This is a genomic window from Shimia sp. NS0008-38b, from assembly GCF_040370365.1.
Classification (GTDB): domain Bacteria; phylum Pseudomonadota; class Alphaproteobacteria; order Rhodobacterales; family Rhodobacteraceae; genus Shimia.
The window spans coordinates 1,030,025-1,050,088 of the sequence record NZ_BAABWQ010000001.1 but is presented as its reverse complement, the minus strand read 5'-3'; the positions used below and the strand labels follow the sequence as shown (position 1 = coordinate 1,050,088).

The window sequence follows — 20,064 nt, the reverse complement described above, 5'->3', positions numbered from 1 at the left end:
GGTTAAATTGAATTGAGGGACTGTCTTTGACTACGCCCGTGCAGTTTTGCGGGCAGCGAGAAAGTGGCTGCACGTCGTTGATGCCAAAAATCTGAATGCCCATGCGCGGTTGCATAATGTTGCGGCATCGCGTGATGTGTATGTGATGCTGTCCGCGCTACCAATTGAGCATAGGTTTCAAGTGCGTCCGGTTGACCAGTCAACGCGCACGCCGCCGCATTCCCTGCGAAAAACCCGCCAGATAGTGCGTTGAAGAGCCCTTGTGATGCTATTGGGTCGAAGGCCGTTGCTGCGTCGCCAGTTGCTAACCAACCGGGCCCGGTGCAGCGGTTCAAAACCGCATTTCGAGCGTCCCAGCATTTTGCATGCATGGCAAAATCGCCCGGCATCGGCAGCAGCGTCGGTACGTCTGGCTCTATCTGTGGCTCCCCCAGGAAACCCAACATACCCCCACGCGGAAATGGCAGGGCATACCACCAGCCGTTTTCGGTAGCTTCTATGACAAGTTGCGACTGCACTCTCTCAGGTAGGCACATAGTCCGTGCCACCAATTGAGCGCCAAACTGCAGTCGCGCCCCAAGCCGCCTTGCCAAATGGGCAGGCCTTCCGGTTGCATCAATGGCAAACCGCGTGCGCAGAACCACACCTGACCCCACTGCAATTTGCCATTCACCTGACGAACCGGATATACCTTGTAACCGGCCATTTCGAAAATGACCACCGCAAGATTTGACACGCTTACGCATTAGCGAAGACAGCATGTTTCGGTTGATGCTGATTGCCGATCGCTGTGCTGATAGGAACGACCGTTCGGGGTAGGGGTTCGCCCACAGACCCAGGGCCGGTCGCAATGGCACTGCTTCATCGAGTAACTCCGCGATGCCAAGCCGTGTAATGATTGGGTCGGCGGCGGGAGGCAACATCTCAGCGCGCGAAGGCTGGTCTGATGAAGAAGGCGAAACGTTAACTACTGAGAAACCGCGCTCCAACAACGCGATTGCTGCTGCCAGACCAGCAGGCCCGTCTCCTGCAATCGCTACATCGTATCGCATCTGGGTCATCAGACTTCCCCGCGATTGAAACGCTTGAAGGTCGGCTCTGTTTCTGGCGTATCGGTTGGCGTCAAACCAGCTGTGTCCCCAAGCGTAGCTTTGCCATAGAGCGCTGTTACATCGCGGACCAAGGACAGGGTAAAATCACCTTGCGAAAAAAGCGGCCAGCGCCCTGTTTCGACGAAACAGGGATCTGGGAGATCTATTCCTGGCGGTGGCGATTTCGCTTCCACCATCCCTAGTTGCCACCACAACGACACCATGTTGTTGATCCGCTCCAGATAGCCGCGCCCCTGAATGTCGCGCAGCCATAGACGACGATTGGAAAAGTGCCGTTGACGTTGCAACGTAGGTTGATCCGGTAGAGTCGCGATCTCAAAAGCTTCAGCAGACAGCACCAGATTTGGGACCCGTGCACCCCAAAAACTTGGTGAAGAAAGATATAAGCTAGGTGTGTAAAGCGCGGCGGAATTGCACGATGCCTCATCCGTTTGCCAAGGTACACCCAGCCAACGCGTCAAAGACCCTGGCCCGGATGCCCCATGCGGGCCATCCTTGGACAGCGCAGTCTCGCGTGTAAGGGTCGGGCCGTAGTCCTGTTGGACGTCGTCGCCTTCGGGCAAAGTACGAAGCCGATAGGGAGCTTCCCACATGCTTGCTAATCGGAATGGCCACGTGATTTCGATACCGGGATGGAATGGACCGCCCAGGCATTCGTGCAATCCCGCGCGGTCTAGTTCTTCTACTTGCTGTGTTGGAGTCAGCTCGTCGAAATCCGGCAATTCTGGAAAGTCAATCCAATCGGAGTCAAATTGTCCTGCAGCCCAGCGTTTTAGATGATCGTACTGAGTCTCTGTTACTTGCAGATATTCCAGAGCAGCGTCGACACTATCACCAAAAGTGTCTCCGTAAAATGAGGGCAACCCTGCCGCCTGATCCTCTGGTGGCTGTGGCCGAAAAAGCGCCAGCACAGCTTCACGAAAACCTGCCTCCGTAGTAGAAGCATCGGACATCCGGGCTATGGTCTTAGGATCACGCGCATCCAAGGGCGAGCCCTGGCCAGACAGCAACAAAATCCCGTCATTGACCCATTGATGTGCGGTCATTCGATCAAAAATCGGCCAAACATCGCGCGTAAAAGACGTACTAGTTGGATGAGGCCACCACTCCAGGCGATAGTACAAGTCGCGCACCACGTCATCCATGGTGACAACACCAAACAGGCCAGGTCCATAGTTCGGCGGAGCGACCACTACGTGTGCAGGAGTCGCCTCGAAACGTTGTCCGTCGATCTCGAAACTAGCCCGCACTGGCCCATCGCAGATGTCATCATGCCAGCCATCATTGTTTGCAAATGTCGTTGGCGGCGTACCTGGCACCCGATGTTCGGACACACCGGAGCCACCAAAGAAAAGCAAACGGCCAGCCTCATCGGTGCGTAACTCACCAAGACGGACAGTCTTTCCAAAGAACGCTCCGTCGTCGAAATGATATTGAGGCCCTTGCTCGTTTGGACCAGATATCTGTCGAGAAGACGGTCTAATGTTGAGGCTCTCGCGTGCCGCACCTGTTATCGCTGCATTGCGTTGTGATGGCTTTTGAACGTAGGATGGATCAAGATCCATTGCGAATTCAAACTGGTACCATCCTGCTTTGAGATTGGCGACGTCTACGCGCCAAGTCAGCTTTCCATCCGCTGCAGTGATTTCTCGTACTTCACCTGATTTAAGGGTCGCGTAGACTCGGAAACGTGGTACCTGTCGTTTGATCCGACCATTATTGTCGCGAAATCCGCCCGGGTCATCGGCGACATCGCCTCGCACTTCGGCGGCCGCAAACCAATCGTCTGGCGCGTTACCAATCCTTGCGATCCCAAGGGCAGGATGTATCGAAAGCGACTGGATATCCTCGGAAAGCATGTGTTGTCCTCAGTTTATGTATCGGTTTGGCATCGCGAAACGCAGACGGGCCAATTATTCGTTGAAACCGATTTCGGCCCTATCGATCTCCTCCAAATCAAAGCCGGAGGATTTGAGCACTCGGACTTCAATTGCTTCAGCGTTTGGGAATTGGTTCAGGTCAATTTGCCCTGCGTCAGGGCGGTCCAGTCCGATATCCAGCGTTTGCCAAAGGTCGCTTCCTTTTTCGCGCGCCTGCACCGTGTATGTTGCATCTGGATCGGGTGATCCGGCCTGAGTTAAAGGCACTGAGTGACCCGTCCGCGGTCCAAGGCCAAGAGCCTCTGTCCCCGGCGCCGTTGGTTGCTGTGCTGACGTGAAATAAATTGCAATCTCAAGGTCTTCATGAACAAGACGGAATATCTTGGCATCTTTCGGCAGCTTAAAAAATACTTGAAAAGTACCTACGTCTACAACGTCATCACAACTGCCAAATGCTGGCGAGACCGGGATCTCCGCCAGTTTTTTTCCACCATCATCTTCGACCGAAATGTGCAGGCTACTCGCATTCTGATCCTCTGAAACACTGCTTTCACTGGCGCGTTGTACCGAAACAAATTGGCCCGAGTTATCTGCGCGGTTAAAAGTTCCGACGGCCTGGATCCATGTCGCTCTCATATTGCTTTCTCCCACTTTTAAACGTTCGCTGGCGCAAACTGAGTGTCTTCAAGTTGCAACCGATCAAAGATCTCGTCGTAGGTGTGCCGCGACACCCATTGGTTTTCGCAGTACGTCATGAAATCGCTATTACTTGGATGTGGCAGAGCCCTCATAGGAAGCCCGAGGTCGGGATCGCCGGTGTCAAACCCGACGCATCCCTCTAAAGCGTCCGAAATTCGCCCATTTGCATAAGGGAAGCTCGAAAGCGGGTCTCTACCTTGATTACAATGACCTGGATGACGGCAACCGAGTGTATGTGCCAATTCATGAGCGCCGTACCAGTCGGCATAGGAGCCGTCATCATCCCATGAGAAGCGATTTCGACCCGAGGGTCCAATAGCCACCGTTGTCGGATCAGCCAAAGCTGCCACTTGCGTCGCACGTCCGCGGAAAAAGCCGCTGTCGTCAGCAATTAGCCCGTAATAGTGTGTCCGAGGATCTCTTCCGGCATTGACATCTGCTTGCCGGATCAACTGCAGACGCAGTAGAACCCGCGCGGCTAAGGTCTGCCACAAAGGATCACTTTGTGTACCGTCACTAAATGGCGGTTCGACGTCATTGCCGATGGGCACAACGATTTGCGACCACTCCAAACCGGGCACTGGGTAGGCGCGGGTCAGATAAGACCGCAGTAATGCAAAATGCAAAGCATCGGGTGCAAAACTCTGGGGCGGATTGAGCCGGTTGTCATTGTATCGCAAGCCCAAGACTCTAATTCGCAAGGGCGGTGCTGACACAAAATTCACTTCTACCGTGTCGTTAGGATTGCTAACTGGAACATCGTCACCCATCGCGACTGGAATAATGCGATTAACCCGAACATGGAGCGGCCCAACTGTTCTTGGGGGAATCTCGACGTTTAGGCTTTCTCTCTCGTTGTTGCGTTGATTTTCCAGGCTTGTGTGACCCGTAGATCGCAATGAGATTATGTTTTGCGAAACAATGTATTTCTCAGGCCCGCCGCTCGAAGATGAAATCGCGATTTCGGCCCTGACGCGCACATTTCGCGGCATACTGTTAGGTTTAACATAGACTCTTACGACGGTGCGCTTTTGTGCGATTAATCTAACATCGTGTGATAGGTTTTGAATTGCTTGGACGACTTCGATGCCGGCAATTTTTACAGTACCACCCGAAGCTCCGGAGAATACGCTTCGTCTGTTCGCTGCGGCATTGAGACCAAATGTGCTCATTTTCTTCTCCCAGAAGTAACTCTATGTCTGACTCTGTGTGCAAAATCTCGCTTTAGAGATGCTTGTCCGCGCACAGCTAAACCAAGTCGATTAGCCGCGATCCGCGCAGCTCGATCGCGCTCTGTATTTGAGATGTAATTAGTCATCGAGGCGTGCGTTGACGTGATTTTGCCAACTCTCGTATCTCGCCCGTCGACAGCCCTTTCAGGTCTCCAGATATAAGTTTGTATTGCCCGGTATCTGGCGCGAATCCAAAATCGAGCAGCTCTCCCCTGAACGAAGTTCGAATGATGCGATGTCCAGAAATAAATCTATCAGAAATTTCAAAATCTGACCCGAAAACCCAGCCACCGTAGGCAGCGCCCTTGCCAGTTCTGAGCACAATTTCGTAGAGATTGTAGCCAGAAGGCTGGTCGGACGATTGGCACATCTCAAAGAGAAGGTCACTTGCTGTAGATGAGTTCTTTTCTCCCATTCCGAGCCAAACTTGGCTCACGAACGAGTTGAGCAACGAACCTACTGGGTAAAACACCTGATTTTCAAAGAAGAGAAGTTCACTTGCAACAAGCCCAATATCTTCAGTCATGAGTGTTTCGATTATGTCGAAATTTCGGGTCAATTGTTGCGACATCGAGATAAGCTTTCACTACGTTTGAACGAATGTGCCTTGCTTATGGCTAAGGCACGCGGCGTGACAGCGGCGTGACATGGACGGGCAATGAAGATTGTCGTGTGCTCGGATTTATGTGACTGTTACCGTGGGTTGCTTTGGGGGAGGTCATGCGTCGCAACGTTCCTGCGTCCACAACTATTAGAGTACTCGGCCAGCCAAGTGCTGAACTGCCTGAGTACTCTGCGTCTTTCCCCAGTCGAGGATACGCACTGATTACGTTGTTATGTATGAGTCCTGGTCATCGGCTTTCTAGGGCAGCAATCGCGGATAAAATTTGGAACAATTCCAGCGACTCGGCAAACCTTGCAAATCTTCGGCAACTCTTGAAACGAATGCAGTTGGCTAAGCCTGATTTGCGAGGTTGCATTGCATTCGACAATGTATCCGTTTGGATCCCTAACAGCTGTACAGAAATTGATCTGGTCCAATTCCAATCGCTTGATGAGATAACTTCAGCTGATGAATTCAGTCGCGTAATGGATCTCTATCGAGGATCTGTTTTGGATGGTATCAATCTTGACAACTGCTGTCTCGAGGAGGCTATTCCAGCATTTAGGGCGCAACTTGCAAATCGCTACTTTTCCTTAATCGAAACTGGGCTAACAAATTTAACTCGATATGGCCGGGCGAATTCAGCCCATCTAATGGACATTGAACAGCATGCGCTCGGTATAGAAGCGGATCGTGAGGAGACTTACCGTGCATTGATGGCGGCATATCGTGCGGCGGGGCAAGACAACGAAGTAGCTCGGTTGTTTGACGCAATGTTAAAAAGGGCTGCGGAAGCTGGGCCTGTGTTGGACACCGTGATGCCTGCAAAAACTCGGAGTCGGATGCGTGTGCAACCATGTCCGACAGCTAAGCCGAGAGAGGCATCACCTGCTAAACCGCCAAGAGTCGCGATTCTTGCTCCGGCAAAGATTGGTGAGGGAGGGTTGAGTACAGCACTTGTGCGCTCGTTCATTGAAGACCTTGCAAACGAGATGTCACGAGATCGCCGGTTTACGACACTCGCTGCGCATAGCAGCTTTCAGGCGAAGAGCGATGGCGGTGTCCTTGAAGAAAATGGCGAATTGCGAGCAAACTATACAGTCTATAGCAAGATCGTTCCTGGTCCGGAACTAGGAGTGCTTTCCGCCAGACTGGTTGATATGTCGAAGGGTACAATCTTGTGGGGCGATGAGTTTGGTCTTGCCAAGATCGGCCTTTTTTCGACTGGGAGACGCCTCGTGAATCGCGTCGCTATCGAAATAACTTCAACACTTGAAAGTTTGTTTGAGACTGAACGCGAACAGCCTAGTTCTGCCTACCTAAACTTCCTTTTGGGACAGAAGTCGCTGAAGAAATGTGACTTAAAGAGTGTACGCCGTGCACGCAGGCATTTTCTCGAGGTGCTCCGTGATGATGCAAGCCATTCCGAAGCCTATTCAGGAGTATCATTCTCGCTCTATCTTGAATGGTTGTTGACCGGAGGCAACGAACCGCGACTGCTAAATGAAGCGAGGGAACTTGCAAACAGTGCAATCCTCTGTCGTCCACAGTGTTCGACTGGGCATTGGCGCAAGGCGATGGTCAGCCTTTATCAACACGACTTCGATACGTCTGAAGCTTGTTTTGAAACCGCTCACGAACTTCACCCAAACTCGGCGGATATCTTGCTTGACCAGAGCGATGCCTTAGGGTTCGTCGGATCGCCGGATCATGCCTGGCAGCTTTTCGAGAAAGCACTCGATCTCAATCCACTACCCCCAGAGCACTATTGGTGGGCAGGCGCAAGCATCGCCTTTTCAAAAGCAGATTATGATCACGCAATCGAGCTTTGCGACCGGCTAGAAAACGACGAGCCGGTTCTCCGGCTTTTGGCGGCATGTCATGGGCAACTTGGAAACACTGTTGAGGCTCGTGACTACGGAAGGCGCCTAATTGAAACTTATCCAAACCAAACCGCCGCAGAAATGACGAGGTTGCAACCACACCGATCGGCGGACGATTTAGAACCCTTTATCGAAGGCCTGCGACTTGCAGGACTTAAGTGATTCATTCAGAAGGAGAAAGACTATGGCGGTACCAGCAAAAATTTTTGTCATTGGAGACACCGAAAAAGGGCTCACAATTGTTATCACTGATCCGGTGATGGTCGTGCATTATTCTGAGGCTGACTTGAGAGCTGAAGGACTTGGTAACAAGGGGCGAGCTGCCATCGTGAGACACCTTCTGCCACAGCTTCGCGGTGTCGATATAAGCGACTTGGTCGACTACAACTCAGACATCGAGAGGAACGGTCACGGTTCTGTGGAGCGGGAGGTCGAAGCCAATTTCTTCCGCGAGATCCATTTCGCCGATACCGTCGCACAACACATTGCGTCCGGAAGTGGTGTCTATGACGTAGATTTCTGCGTCGCCATTCACCAAGATGACGTTTGCGATTTAGTCGCCAGAGGACGATCAGTTGGTACGTTAGGGGAGCAGATCGGTACTTATCTCGATAAGAACTCTGGCTGTACGACCCCGAAGCCGGCGACTGTTTCATCTAGCCCACAGAAGTATGCCATCGGCGATATCAGTGAGGAAAACCTCGATAAGTCAGATCATTGGACGAAACCCTAAGGTGGTGGTCCGGCCGGCGAACATGGGTATTAAGGCCTTGAACGATCTTCAACTACGGCTCGCCTTGGGCCAACCCGCACCCGCAAGTTTCTGTTGCCGGGAAGACATCGAACCTCTCCTCGGTACTTTTGGCATCTCGCGGGTCGCTGACCAGACTGGTCTCGACACTATTGGCGTGCCTGTTTGGAGCGCAATTCGCCCAATGTCACGCGGTCTTTCTGTTGCAACTGGAAAAGGGGTAACTGATGACGCGGCATGGCTATCGGCGGTTTTTGAATCCCTGGAGCAAGCTTTTGCCGAAAAGGCGTCTGACATTTGTGCCTTAGTCGAAACCCCAGATCGTATGGTAGAGCGTGGCCATCGGATAATTCCGCTTGCTCGTCAACCGCGTTGCGCGGCAAGCCGGGTTCACCCAGATGAAGAAGTTGCCTGGGTTAAAGGGCAGTGTCTTTTGAGTGGTGAAGAGGTGTTCGCGCCGTTCAACCTGATTGGTATGGACATGACTGCCGAAGCTCCCTGGAATCCAGATATTTATCTAATGGCGTCCAACGGTTTAGCAGCAGCCGGCAACATAGCTGGCGCTGTGCTTCACGGGTTGCGCGAGCTAGTTGAGGACGATGCTTTTCTTGCAGCACAGCACTTTCCGATTCGAAGAAGTGACCCCGATTCATCTATGACGCTTCATTGCGAGCCTCATCATCCGTTCCCAGAAATCGTCAGAATGGTCAAGCGCGCAGGATTGGAAGCTCGTTTCATGTCACCGAGGACCGGTTTCGACGTTCCTGTTGTTGTCGCTGCACTCATGTCAAAATCCGCAGAGGCCCATCCTCTGTTCTGCGGCGTGGCATGTCGAGACAGTACCGAGGACGCCGCGCTAGCTGCGCTGCTCGAAGCCATCCAAACCAGGTTAACTTTTGTTGCGGGTTCACGAGAAGACCTCGGTTCGGATGAGTACAATGTAACATCGTCTCAAGTCGCAACCGGATTCTACCCAGCAGTTATTGTAGAGCAACGCAAGAGCTCGCAGATCGATTCTGGCTACGAGCTCGGGCGATTGATTGCGGCGCTAAGAGCCAAGGGCATTGAAGGAATTTATGCCTTCTCGCTTGGCGGCGTTCCAAACGCGTTTGAGATTGTCCGAGTGTTAGCGGACGATTTGATGTCTGTTGAACATATTCCAGGGAGAGCCATGCCAGAAGCCGCTGCCCGGCGTTTTCTGGATGGGCTTTTGTCGAAATGAGACCTGTCGTTTTTGCAGGTCCCAGTCTTCATGGTAGCCAGACCAGAGAATTCAATTCCATTGACATACGACCGCCAGCCAATTGTGGTGATGTTCTAAAGGCTGTTGCGGAAGGCCGAAAGACCATTGGGATAATTGACGGCGGCTTCGAGCAAGGGCCAGCAGTCTGGCACAAAGAGATTCTTGAAGCGTTAGATCGCGGCTGCGCAGTATTTGGTGCCTCTAGTATGGGCGCATTACGCGCTGCAGAATTGCAGCGCTTCGGCATGATTGGTCTTGGCCAAGTTTTTACCGAGTATGCCAGTGGACAGCGGGTGTCCGATGCTGATGTCGCAGTCATCCACGGTCCGCGAGAACTTGGCTATCCACCATTGAATCTATCGATTGTTGAAATGGAAGATGTTGTTACCCGGCTTCGTACAACACCAGCTTTTGGTTCTGAGATCGCAGAGCTAGTTATTAACACTGGGCGGTCGATGTATTTCAAGAAGCGGACGTGGGAAAGTCTGCTGCTTCGAGTATTGGATAATGCAGATCAGCGCGCGTCGATTCAGTCGCAAATCGCAGCACTCGGCCATGCAGTTAAAACGCGAGATGCCATGCTGCTTCTAGACACCTTAGCATCGACTTCTTCACCCGTCCCTCCAACGATTTCCTATGAGCGGACGACGTTCATGTCAGCACTTATTAAGAAGTTGGATATTTCATTATGAGGTTTTTTCTTCAAATTCTCCCAATCATGCTTCTTGCGGTTCCGGCGTTCGCGCAAGAGTGCAAAATTGGTATGGCTTATGGTCATGTCTTCAACTTAGAAACAGGCGAAGAGATTGAAGTAACGCCAGAAGACCTGCCGAATAAACTAAGAGAAGTTGCCTCCTGCCTTCAATTCGCTTTACCGGATGACGCGAAGCAGCTGAACTTTGATAGCAACACTTTGGTGGATTTGCCGACGCTTTCACAGCTTATTGCATCATTTTACGATGTAACCGACGAAGCGTTGGCGCAGGAACACATCGACTTGGCGTGGGGACTTGTTAAACGATCTGGGCTGTCTCGCTCCAGGATAGAGGAGAGTGGAACTGGTGTTGGAGTTAGCGTCGAAGAACGAGACGATCTCCATCCTCAGCTTGTGGATCAATACATCTCCAACTGCCGAGCAGCGGGTGTGCCTGTGCCCGGCCCAATCGGGGCAAGCGATTGGAGCGAGGAAATTGATATCAGCAATGACACTACATTGATCTTCACTACAGCCACAGAGATGTCCATTTGGCTTCATGGGATCGATACCAATGGCCAATCAACTTCCGATGGATTTTGCGTTGCCTTCAAGCGTGTGTTGACTGGCGACATTCCAATTGGAACAATCTGTATGGACGAAGAGCGCTCCAAAGCCTGCTTCTTTGACAACCTAAAATACGTGGACGGCGAAAAAGAACCTATACGAATGCTGCCCGAAGAAACACTGACAAGCGAGTTTCACGATATGGCTCACGTTAACGACTCAGAAAATTGCAGCACGTGCCACATCGGAGACAATCCGTTGTTGCTACATCCGGGAACAACGCTCCATAATATCTTCCAATCTGGAAAAACTAAGAACGACGATTTTGACTTCGTGGAGTTTGGCCTCAACGATTGGTGTAATCCCGACCCGGTTGCTTCAGCTGATGGCTGCAGTCGTTGTCACGACATCTCTTTGTCTTCAAGACCTGTGACAAGAAATTATTGCTCAGTTCTGAGGCTTGCAGCCAACACAACAATGCCTCTATCGCGACGAAGTGAACACAGTCATATCTCTCTTTGGCCGGATGAAGATGGGAATTTTGAAGACGCTGCTAAGGCATTCGAAGACTATTTCTCAAGTCTGCGAGAGTTAGCTGAAATGTGCAGAAGTGCCGGTGGTCAGCACGGCACTTGTAACCAAAACTGAGCGGAGACCAGAATTAGAAACTTCAACAATGGCTAAGGGACTATCTGATTAGGATTGGCCAGTCCCCGAATGTCCCCAATTCATAACGAGAGTCTGCGGGTCTGGGTTTCATAGTCTTCGTCGTTGGTGTGGGCAAGCGCGTCGGGCGCGGAGTCCTTAAATAGCTCGAGCGTCTGGCGCGCTTCTGCAGGTGTCTGGCCGTCGAGCGATGAGTTCGACCTGACGTTGTGGTAGTCTTATCGCCATAGCGCCAGCTTGTGCCGCGCGTCGTCGAGGCTGTCAAACATCTCCTCCCTCGTTCAACAACTCGTCGCGCAGACTGCCATTGAATGACTCGATGAAATCGTTCTGCTGAGGTTTGCCAGACTTCCAATACTGAAGTCCGTATGGTTAGGCAGTGTTGCGATCTATCTCCAAGCTTAGCCGGAGTTGCGGGGTAATTTAGGGCATGGCCTAACCAATCTCAAAAAAGTGCTAGGGCTTTGCCTTCGACTTCATGATGCAGAAGAGGATGCACTTGCGGCAGCTGAAGTTGTTTGAGAACGGAAGCTTCCATGTGGCGAAAATCAGGATGCTGCATACCTCACAACAGCTGCTCTTTGATTTCCACTGATGCGTGAGGACGACTTCGTGGGCTGTGAGGCACTAGAACATCTCTCAGCGCAAGCCTAGGGCTCAATTTGCGATAAGAAACCGTACTTGTACTGAATGTGCATGCTATGTGTATTTTATGGGCGCCAATGAGTAACATTAAAGTATGGGCCACAACAAAAACAACGAGTTACACGAGACAAAATGGGCAAACTATGGGTCATTTTTACAGTCAGTCACCTCATAGAAATTCCGAGAGTTACACCATAAGCTTTCGGGATTTCTAAGACGCACTGAGTTGCAGAGTGAAAATGAAAACGGCGCAGGACGGATCCTGCGCCGTTTTTTGGTTTGTGATGAAAGCCTTGCGGGAAGACTGTCTTTCGACTGTCCTATGCGCCGCTACAGGCTTTCTTTGACGTGTTTCTCGCGTGTTTTGACTGGTGGATATGCCCTGTCGCGCACTGTGACACCCCGTGTCAGACGCAACAATTTTGGGTGTCTGCGCGGCGTACGATGCGGCCATTCATGTGCCATTGAGTTAGGTCCGCTTTCGCTCGAACTCTTGCTCAATGACTTCCGTGCCCCATTGCGTGCCGCGGGTTTCATGGACCAATTCGAAGCCATGTTTTTCATATAGATGACGGGCTGCATCGAGGCCTTTGAACGTCCAGAGCCGGGTCCGATCGAAACCTGCTGCATCTGCAAATGACGTTGCTTTTTCAAGAAGCAGGTTGCCGATACCCATGCCTTGCGCGTCGGGGCTGACGATGAACCACCTGAGATGGCTGACACTTTCCTCGAGATCTTCTCCATCAAGCGATACAGAGCCAAGAAGGGTTCCACCGAGAAAGGCAGAGAATGTCGTGTTGGCAGGGCGCGCGATGCGCCCCATGAATTCCGACATTTCGGTCGCAACCTTCCTCTCAAAGACCGCACCGAACCCATAGTTGGCCGCGTAGTATGAGGCGTGCAAGCCAACGACGGCGGCAATCACACCCGGGCAATACCCTTCGCGCAGTTCCACGGCATTGGGTGTGGAAACGCGGCAGTCTTCGCCGCGCAGGGCTCTGGCGAAAAGCGTCAAACCAGTTTCGACCTTTGTGAGATCGTCCTTCGCAAGGTGCGCAAAAGCCGCCTTCATTTGTTGACGACCGAAGTCTTCGAGCGATTTCAAAAGCGCTTTGCCGTCTTTGGTCAACCCAAGTTGGCGAGACCGTCGGTCGGCGGGGTTTAGCGTCCCCTCGATCAAGCCATCATCTGTGAGTTTCTGGACAAGGCGACTTACGGACGACTTCTCCAAATGGAGCATGTCGCCAAGAGCACTTGCATTGCTAACGGTGCCGTAACCCACCTCGATGATGGTATGCACGGCGGAGGGAGACAGCGTGGTTCCGGCCAGACCTTTCTGCATGAAGCCAAGCTGTCGCACGATGTCACGTGAAGCTGCACGCATGGTGTCGATGCGCGCTATGGAAACTGACTGATTCATGGTTGTATAATACAACTAATTTGCAATCTGTCTACCGATTGCCGCTGTCCCTGCGCATGGCAAAAACGGTCGAAAAGGACTCCAAGCCGACATGCCGTACCTAATGAATATGCGGAAGCCAGAAGTTCGGTGCGGACGCGCGACCCTTGGTGGTCCGCGCAAAACCGGGCCTTCAGCCCTTGGCACAACTGATTGGCGGTCCGGTGTCTAAAGGTTGTGTTTTGGCGCACAGTTCAGACGAGCAGAACGAAATCTTGTACTGTGAAAGGGCATTTTTCGCACTTGTTCTGAACGGTCTTTCTGACCTGTGGTTTATATGGTGGCGTTAGTTTTTGAGTTTCGAAATCACCTTGGCGACGGCTGCCAGAAGCTCGGCGCGTTGGACAGGCTTCATCAGGCGGATGTCTTCGGCGCGTAAGCCGTTTCCATGCACCGTGGCTTCGCTTGCGTAGCCGGACATGAAAAGGACCGGCAGATCGGGCCAGCGCTCTCTCAGGGCCTTGGCAAGTCCAGTGCCCTGCAACTTGCCCGGCATGACAATATCGGTCAGCAGCATGTCAAAGGTCGGATCTTCTTCGAAAACCACCAATGCCGCATCGCCGGAATTGGCCGCCGTCACGTGGTAGCCAGCCCGTTTCAGAACCGAGACCAAGGTATCGCGCACTGCGTCGTCGTCTTCAGCCAGCAGCAGCTTGCTTCCAGTGCCCACTTCACCTTCTTTGGCTATCTGAGCCTTGGCAGGAGGTTGTTCCGATGCCTTCGCCGCTGGGAAATACAGCTTGAACGTGGTCCCCACACCGACTTCGGAATAGACCTGCACGGTGCCCTCCGATTGCCGCATGAACCCCACGGTCATCGACAGGCCAAGCCCGGACCCGACGCCGGGGGGTTTTGTGGTGAAAAACGGCTCGAAAATTGAGCTGAGGACGTCTTCCGCAATACCTGATCCGGTGTCGCTGACCGCCAGCATCACATAACGTCCTGGTTTCAGATCTTCCTCGCGCGCATCGATATAGGCCTCGTCAATGCGGACATTGGCGGTCTCGATGGTCAGGTTCCCGTGTCCTTCCATCGCATCGCGCGCGTTCAATGTCAGGTTCAGCAAAGCGCTTTCTAACGAGGACCGATCGACCTCAACCGGCCACAGCCCGGCCAGTAGCGAGGTTTCGACCACCACGCTCTCCGGCAAGGTGCGGCCCATCCAATTCTTGGCCTCACGCACAACATCGTTGAGGTCCACAACAACCGGCATCAACGGTGCCTTGCGCGCGAAAGACAACATGTTCTTTGTCAGGTCGGCTCCGCGTAGCGTTGCGGTGATGGCCGTGTCGATCATTTCTTTCTGGGCAGAAGGTTTGTCGTTGTCACGCAGCATTTCAAGGTTGCCCAGAATGACCGCCAGCAGGTTATTGAAATCATGCGCCACGCCGCCGGTCAGCTGTCCGATGCTTTCCACCCGCTGTGCCCGTCTCGAAATCTCGCGCTCTTTTTCCGCTTGCTCCTGCGCCTCAACCTCACGTGTTGCGTCAAGAACAATGGCCTGTACCCGCACATTGCCATCTTGCCTCGAAGAGCTGCCGTGGTAATCCACCCATCGGGCTGGTCCGTTACGTGGAAATATTTTGTAGCGGTGAAAGAACGGTTCACCGGTCTCGATGCACTTTCTCAGAAGTGATTTGAATGTGTCGTAGTCTTCGCGGTCATGCATCTTGAAGAACAACGATGGGTCGGCGTAAAAATCTGTGTCCGGCACGCCCCAGACCGATTTGCATTTTGGACTGACATACAAAAGTTTTGGCTTCGAAGAATTAGAGCTTTCGGATTCGAGTATCACGCCAGGCAAACTTTCTGCGATCACCGCGACGCGCCCTTGCGACGCCTTATGTTGCAATTCAGTCTCGCGTATATCGGTCAGATCCGTATACATGCCGGTGATGCGTGTTACGGTGCCATCAATGTCGACCTCAGTTATCCAATTCGCACGGACATACCGCAGACTTCCATCCGTTCGGTACAGACGGAAGTCGGCGCGGTTTAAAGCGCTCACCCCGTCCCAAATTTTCCCCATTTCTTCTTTCAGATTTTGGAGATCATCCGCGTGAATCATCGCGGTCCATTCCTGCAAGGGAACCACACCTGGTTCTCTGTCCAGCCCATAGATGGACATCATTCCTTCATCGAAAACGGGTCCGGGCTCGCCTATTTTGTGGTCGAACATCCCCATACCTGACGCGTGCATTGCCAGGTCGAGCTTGGTTGCCAGTTCTGCCGCGCGGTTTGCATCGCTTGCAAAGCGGTGGGCGTATTTCAGGATTTGCCAAGTCAGCAGGATGGACAGCAGGCCAAGCACATTGAAGCCAGCCACAACAATCAGTGCATTTGAAACTGGGTTGGGTGCCGCGCTGAAATTGCTCAAATACCAAAGCGGCACGGCGTGCAAAAGAACAAAGGCCACTGAAAGGATGCCAACATCAGAGCGGCTGATTTCAGGCCAGTTGCGCAGGGGACGTAGGTAGCTGAGCGCTACGCCGATTGCCGGAATGGCCAGATTCATGAAAATACCGAGGACGGGTGAGGGGCCGCCAAGCGAAACCCGGTAGAGCGCGCCACTTAGACCAGCAATCAAGCCCCCAATTGGGCCGCCAAGGTAGCCTGCAAATATCAGCGGCCCGGACTTGGCATCAAACGGCGCTCTGATGTGTTCCAACACCAAGGAATTCATGCCGAGCGAGATCACCATAATGCCAAAGATAATGCCCAGCAGAGCCTGTTGTGTCCGTCTTCGGTTTCGCAGTCGCTCGGATATGAAGAGCAGATAGACCAGTGCGCCTGCCAGCAGCAGCGTTGTCAGGCTTTGTAGGGCAAATGCGAACAATGCGTCTCCAGACTGCCGCGACAGGTTTGCGGCGAATGAGCACTGGCATGGGCAAGGACCACACCGACGGGCTCTGGTTATCCAATGTATTCAACCCATCATACATCTAGATACGGTTATGGATAGATAACGATCATATTCAAATTTTGGAAGCAAAACAGCCGGTTTTTGGCGGTGGCACCAATCGGCGTTCGGACAATGCAGAGTTTATTGTCAACGGCGGTGTCAATTTCTGTCACTGGCGAGGCGCCAAAAGAAGCCGAATTGGTGGTTGGGCTTAGGAGCGTGTGGGGCCAATTGCCAGCCCGTTCCACGGCGCATTTGCGTCAGGGCAATTTCGTTTGGATGACCATTTTCAGAATTCTGACAGGGCGGGGCGGGAAAACGAAACATCTTCGCATGATTGCAAAATGGTCGCGTGCATTGAGGGCTTAGCGACACTTAAAGAACCGGGGGGGGCGCGATCGAGGCGTTTCAGTTGGGCGCACTCAAAAAGTAGACTTTAGATTTGCGTCGGCGACATGTTCGGCAAGATGATTGATATGCTCAGTACATATGGCTTGTGCTCTTGCGATATCTTTCTTCTCGCAGGCTCTGAGAATCTCAATATGCTCGCTCATGGAGCGGTCGGTCTGAACGCCACTGACGGTGAACAAATGGGTTCTCAGCGCAATGAGCCTCCCGATCGTGGTCTCGTAGACAGCAATCATGGATCTGTTGCCACTGCTTGCAATGATTGTGCGGTGAAATTTTAGATCCCCAAGGGAATAGTCTTTCGTGTTCTTGGTCTCAATGGCGGTTTGCATCTGATCAATGCCCAGTTCCAAGCCGCTCAAAAGGCTGGCATGGTTGCGCTCAATTCCCAGCTTAAGTGATACTGTCTCCAAGACATTGCGATGTTCGCAGAGGTCTACGATCGTCCGTTCATCCGGCGAAAAGACAAAGGATCCCCGTTTCGGGAAGATCCTCACAAGGCCCTCGATCTGCAGCAGCACCAATGCCTCGCGGACGGGCGATCTGCTGACCTCATAGAGATCGGCCAACTTCTGTTCTGACAGCTTCGTCCCAAGTGGAAACGATCCCAGAATGATCGCCTCGCGAATCTTTTCCGCGGTCAACTCGGTCACGGATTTTTGCTCAGAGTATTTGTTCATGAGCCCACGAATGATGATTTTTAGGGGTTTCCTCAAGTACCATTCTACCATGGTAGAAGTCAATTGACAGGCGGGCTCACAATGTACCATGGTAGTTTTGGAATCGTTGATGATGGAGGACAGTCAATGTGGGATGCGTATGTGGCCCCGGGCTTAACGATGCGATCGCCGGAAGAGCTGTTGGCGCGTCTCGAAGAGGTCGTCGGTTCATCATATGTCATGATGGGAGGGGCGGAGCTGGCCACACCTTACGGCACAGATTGGACAGGGCAGTATTCAGCAATGCCATTTGCCGTTGTCAGGCCCAAGAACACTCTTGAGGTGGCAGAAGTCATAAAGCTGTGCCGTAGCTATGGCGCGCCAATTGTCCCCGTTGGGGGGCGCACCGGTCTTTGCGGAGGTGGCGTTCCGGTCAGTGAAGGCGAAGGCATCGTTGTCTCGCTGGAGCGCATGAGCGCGGTTCGCTCGCTGGACCAGAGCGCGCGCACCATCACGCTTGAGGCGGGCGTCGTTCTTCAAACCGCGCAAGAGCACGCCCTGAGTGCTGGCTTGGTGTTTCCGTTGACTTTCGGTGCCCAAGGCAGCGCCATGATCGGGGGAGCGCTGTCGACCAATGCGGGTGGCTCAAACGTCGTGAAATACGGCACGACCCGCGAACTCTGCATTGGCATCGAAGCTGTGCTGCCTGATGGTTCAGTGTTCAACTCGCTGACTGGGCTGCGTAAGGACAACACGGGATATGATCTCAGGGACTTGCTAATCGGTGCCGAAGGAACGCTGGGCATTATTACCGCGGCGGTCTTCAAGCTGTCTGCATTGCCTCTAACGCGCACAACCGGGTTTCTATCTCTTGCTGCGTTGAAAGATGCACCAAGGGTGCTGAATGCCTTGCAGGATCGCACTGGCGGCGGGGTCGAAGCCTATGAATACATGCCAGCTGCCGCAGTTGATGTTATTTGCAGGGCATTTCCCGAGACACGTCGCCCTCTAGAGGCGCCCGCCGAAACAGGTATGTTCTTTGAGGTGGCGTCAAGCCGCAAAGACGACGCGGACACCGGTGAAGACGGAGAGACACGGCTGCAAAGTATGGTGTTCGCGGCGCTAGAGGACTTGATGGAAGAAGAGATCGTCCTTGATGCTATGATTGCTCAGTCTGAGCAGCAGCGTATCGACTTGTGGTCCATGCGAGAATCCATACTTGAGTCCATCACCGAGAATGGCCCGGCTTATCACATGGATATTTCTCTCCCCTTGGCCGCTGTGGCTGAATTCGTGGAGGCAATGGATGCTGACGTGTCTGAGATGGGGTTTCATCCCCTCACGGTGGGTCATCTTGGTGACGGAAACTTGCACTACGCCCTAAGCGCGGCCCCTGGAAACGAATGGGCAGAATTGCCCCTAGATCGTGCGAAGGAGAAGGCCTTTTCGCTGTTGATGCAGCTGAACGGCTCGTTCTCGGCAGAGCATGGGATTGGGCAGAGCAAGCTTGGTGTGATGCGCGATCTTAAGCAAGACAGTCAGTTGGTCGCGATGCGCTCGATAAAGCGTGCGCTTGATCCGGATGGCTTAATGAACCCAGGCAAATTGATACCCGCAGAGTGAGCGGATTGGCAGCGCTTTGGCACAGGGCGCGGAATATGGGAGGAGATACGATGAAAAAGGAGATGACCAAAGGTCTCTTTGTTGCACTCGCGATGGGGCTGGGCACGCCGACCTTCGCGCAAAACTTATTTGAGGGTTGCCCGTCTGGCGAAATTCTGGGGCGATTTGTGGAATTTGGCAAAACCGGGAAGATGCCGCCGGATCTGGGCCGTTGGTTGAGCACGCCGGATGCGCAGTACATTGAGCCTTGGTCCCCGTTTGACAATGTCGACTATGTGGGGATCTGCTGGGTTTCGTCGTGGTTGGTTCACACCGACGAAGGCAGTGTCCTGATCGATACGCTCTATGGGCCTTTTTCTTCGACACTTTTGGACAATATCGCCAAGACGGGCACCGATTTGGCGGACATCAAATATGTTCTCATGACCCATGGTCATTTTGACCACGTGGCTGGTGCCGCCGCTCTTAAGGCACTGTTGCCAAACGCCACTTTCGTGATGACGCAAGAAGGCTGGGACGAAGCGGTTGAGTCGTCCAAGGCGTCTCAAGCAGGCCCTCGCGCATGGGACATGATCGAACCAGAAATGGTTGTCGCTGATGGTGATACGGTCACCCTCGGCAACAACACGTTCACCGTTGTCGAAACGCCCGGTCACACTTGGGGCACAGCCTCTTTTGTTTACGATGTAATGGATGCGGGTGACACTTACCGCGCCATTACGATCGGTGGGCTCGGGCTAAACGCCATTGAAGGGCCGCCGCAGGTTGAAGCTTTCATCGAAAGCCTCGACCGTGTGCGTGCCCTGACCGAAGCGGAGGGCATCGGAATTGACGTGCACCTAACAACCCATGGTTTTTCCAACAATCTTGATGAGGACCGCCAGGCCATTGCCGCTCGGGCGGAAGGAGAAACCAACGTGATGGTCGACCCGGACGGACTCATTTCGCAAATTGAGTTTTTGCGCGCGGGTGCCGTTGAACGTTTGGCCATCGAAGAAGGTAAGCAAACGAAAGACGAAAACTAGGGAGGAAAACGA

The 20,064-nt window shown here is 53.0% G+C and carries 15 protein-coding genes and 1 pseudogene; 7 read left to right on the top strand and 9 right to left on the bottom strand.

Going from position 1 to position 20,064, the window contains the following annotated elements; translation table 11 throughout:
• Positions 1-2: 2 nt before the first annotated feature.
• The 5 genes from ABWV47_RS05085 to ABWV47_RS05065 all read right to left on the bottom strand — a co-directional run bounded on the left by ABWV47_RS05085 (position 3) and on the right by ABWV47_RS05065 (position 5,449).
• Positions 3-1,061 carry an NAD(P)/FAD-dependent oxidoreductase gene (locus ABWV47_RS05085; RefSeq protein WP_353309040.1) on the bottom strand — a complete coding sequence of 353 codons (1,059 nt, stop codon included), beginning with the start codon at positions 1,059-1,061 and terminating at the stop codon, positions 3-5.
• Positions 1,061-2,971, bottom strand: coding sequence for a LodA/GoxA family CTQ-dependent oxidase (locus ABWV47_RS05080; protein WP_353309037.1), 1,911 nt, complete (start codon positions 2,969-2,971; stop codon positions 1,061-1,063). Before ABWV47_RS05080 ends, ABWV47_RS05085 begins: the two co-directional genes overlap by 1 nt.
• Positions 2,972-3,025: 54 nt before the next feature.
• Positions 3,026-3,643, bottom strand: a complete 618-nt coding sequence (locus ABWV47_RS05075; RefSeq protein ID WP_353309035.1) for a hypothetical protein — start codon at positions 3,641-3,643, stop codon at positions 3,026-3,028.
• 2 nt (positions 3,644-3,645) lie between these two features.
• Positions 3,646-4,863 (bottom strand): hypothetical protein, encoded by a 1,218-nt coding sequence (locus ABWV47_RS05070; protein ID WP_353309032.1) that lies wholly within the window; start codon positions 4,861-4,863, stop codon positions 3,646-3,648.
• Between the two features lie 142 nt (positions 4,864-5,005).
• A complete protein-coding gene (locus tag ABWV47_RS05065; protein ID WP_353309029.1) occupies positions 5,006-5,449 on the bottom strand; it encodes a hypothetical protein in 444 nt (147 codons plus the stop codon).
• Between the two features lie 419 nt (positions 5,450-5,868).
• Here ABWV47_RS05065 and ABWV47_RS05060 point away from each other — a divergent pair, with 419 nt between their 5' ends.
• From ABWV47_RS05060 to ABWV47_RS05040, 5 genes are read left to right on the top strand one after another with little or no spacing between them, the layout of a single operon-like run.
• On the top strand, positions 5,869-7,572 hold the full coding sequence (locus tag ABWV47_RS05060) for a BTAD domain-containing putative transcriptional regulator (protein ID WP_353309026.1): 1,704 nt from the start codon (positions 5,869-5,871) through the stop codon (positions 7,570-7,572).
• A 22-nt stretch (positions 7,573-7,594) separates the two neighbouring features.
• Positions 7,595-8,143: a hypothetical protein gene (locus ABWV47_RS05055; protein WP_353309024.1), complete on the top strand. Its 549-nt coding sequence runs from the start codon at positions 7,595-7,597 to the stop codon at positions 8,141-8,143.
• Between the two features lie 22 nt (positions 8,144-8,165).
• Positions 8,166-9,383: a YcaO-like family protein gene (locus ABWV47_RS05050; RefSeq protein ID WP_353309021.1), complete on the top strand. Its 1,218-nt coding sequence runs from the start codon at positions 8,166-8,168 to the stop codon at positions 9,381-9,383.
• Entirely contained in the window at positions 9,380-10,096 is a 717-nt protein-coding gene (locus ABWV47_RS05045; protein WP_353309018.1) for a TfuA-like protein, read from the top strand. Before ABWV47_RS05050 ends, ABWV47_RS05045 begins: the two co-directional genes overlap by 4 nt.
• Complete coding sequence (locus ABWV47_RS05040; RefSeq protein ID WP_353309015.1) at positions 10,093-11,313, top strand: hypothetical protein; 1,221 nt, start codon at positions 10,093-10,095, stop codon at positions 11,311-11,313. The genes ABWV47_RS05045 and ABWV47_RS05040 overlap by 4 nt, the downstream gene beginning before the upstream one ends.
• An 80-nt stretch (positions 11,314-11,393) precedes the next feature.
• Here the strand turns inward: ABWV47_RS05040 and ABWV47_RS05035 are convergent.
• The 4 genes and pseudogenes from ABWV47_RS05035 to ABWV47_RS05020 all read right to left on the bottom strand — a co-directional run.
• Positions 11,394-11,688 (bottom strand): annotated as a pseudogene (locus ABWV47_RS05035) (integrase core domain-containing protein); the annotation flags it as partial.
• 757 nt (positions 11,689-12,445) lie between these two features.
• Entirely contained in the window at positions 12,446-13,396 is a 951-nt protein-coding gene (locus tag ABWV47_RS05030; protein ID WP_353309013.1) for a helix-turn-helix domain-containing GNAT family N-acetyltransferase, read from the bottom strand.
• Between the two features lie 325 nt (positions 13,397-13,721).
• On the bottom strand, positions 13,722-16,271 hold the full coding sequence (locus tag ABWV47_RS05025) for a response regulator (protein ID WP_353309010.1): 2,550 nt from the start codon (positions 16,269-16,271) through the stop codon (positions 13,722-13,724).
• Between the two features lie 488 nt (positions 16,272-16,759).
• On the bottom strand, positions 16,760-17,425 hold the full coding sequence (locus ABWV47_RS05020; protein ID WP_353309008.1) for a GntR family transcriptional regulator: 666 nt from the start codon (positions 17,423-17,425) through the stop codon (positions 16,760-16,762).
• Between the two features lie 126 nt (positions 17,426-17,551).
• Between ABWV47_RS05020 and ABWV47_RS05015 the strand changes: the two genes are divergently transcribed.
• Positions 17,552-19,027 (top strand): FAD-binding oxidoreductase, encoded by a 1,476-nt coding sequence (locus ABWV47_RS05015; RefSeq protein ID WP_353309005.1) that lies wholly within the window; start codon positions 17,552-17,554, stop codon positions 19,025-19,027.
• A gap of 50 nt (positions 19,028-19,077) precedes the next feature.
• Positions 19,078-20,052, top strand: coding sequence for an MBL fold metallo-hydrolase (locus ABWV47_RS05010; RefSeq protein ID WP_353309002.1), 975 nt, complete (start codon positions 19,078-19,080; stop codon positions 20,050-20,052).
• The last annotated feature ends 12 nt before the right edge of the window (positions 20,053-20,064 follow it).

Bases quoted from the DNA above. Each gene is read 5' to 3' on its own strand.
- ABWV47_RS05085 (WP_353309040.1), bottom strand. From the start codon at position 1,061: ATGACCCAGATGCGATACGATGTAGCGATTGCAGGAGACGGGCCTGCT.
- ABWV47_RS05080 (WP_353309037.1), bottom strand. From the start codon at position 2,971: ATGCTTTCCGAGGATATCCAGTCGCTTTCGATACATCCTGCCCTTGGG.
- ABWV47_RS05070 (WP_353309032.1), bottom strand. From the start codon at position 4,863: ATGAGCACATTTGGTCTCAATGCCGCAGCGAACAGACGAAGCGTATTC.
- ABWV47_RS05065 (WP_353309029.1), bottom strand. From the start codon at position 5,449: ATGACTGAAGATATTGGGCTTGTTGCAAGTGAACTTCTCTTCTTTGAA.
- ABWV47_RS05060 (WP_353309026.1), top strand. From the start codon at position 5,869: ATGCAGTTGGCTAAGCCTGATTTGCGAGGTTGCATTGCATTCGACAAT.
- ABWV47_RS05055 (WP_353309024.1), top strand. From the start codon at position 7,595: ATGGCGGTACCAGCAAAAATTTTTGTCATTGGAGACACCGAAAAAGGG.
- ABWV47_RS05050 (WP_353309021.1), top strand. From the start codon at position 8,166: ATGGGTATTAAGGCCTTGAACGATCTTCAACTACGGCTCGCCTTGGGC.
- ABWV47_RS05045 (WP_353309018.1), top strand. From the start codon at position 9,380: ATGAGACCTGTCGTTTTTGCAGGTCCCAGTCTTCATGGTAGCCAGACC.
- ABWV47_RS05040 (WP_353309015.1), top strand. From the start codon at position 10,093: ATGAGGTTTTTTCTTCAAATTCTCCCAATCATGCTTCTTGCGGTTCCG.
- ABWV47_RS05030 (WP_353309013.1), bottom strand. From the start codon at position 13,396: ATGAATCAGTCAGTTTCCATAGCGCGCATCGACACCATGCGTGCAGCT.
- ABWV47_RS05020 (WP_353309008.1), bottom strand. From the start codon at position 17,425: ATGAACAAATACTCTGAGCAAAAATCCGTGACCGAGTTGACCGCGGAA.
- ABWV47_RS05015 (WP_353309005.1), top strand. From the start codon at position 17,552: ATGTGGGATGCGTATGTGGCCCCGGGCTTAACGATGCGATCGCCGGAA.
- ABWV47_RS05010 (WP_353309002.1), top strand. From the start codon at position 19,078: ATGAAAAAGGAGATGACCAAAGGTCTCTTTGTTGCACTCGCGATGGGG.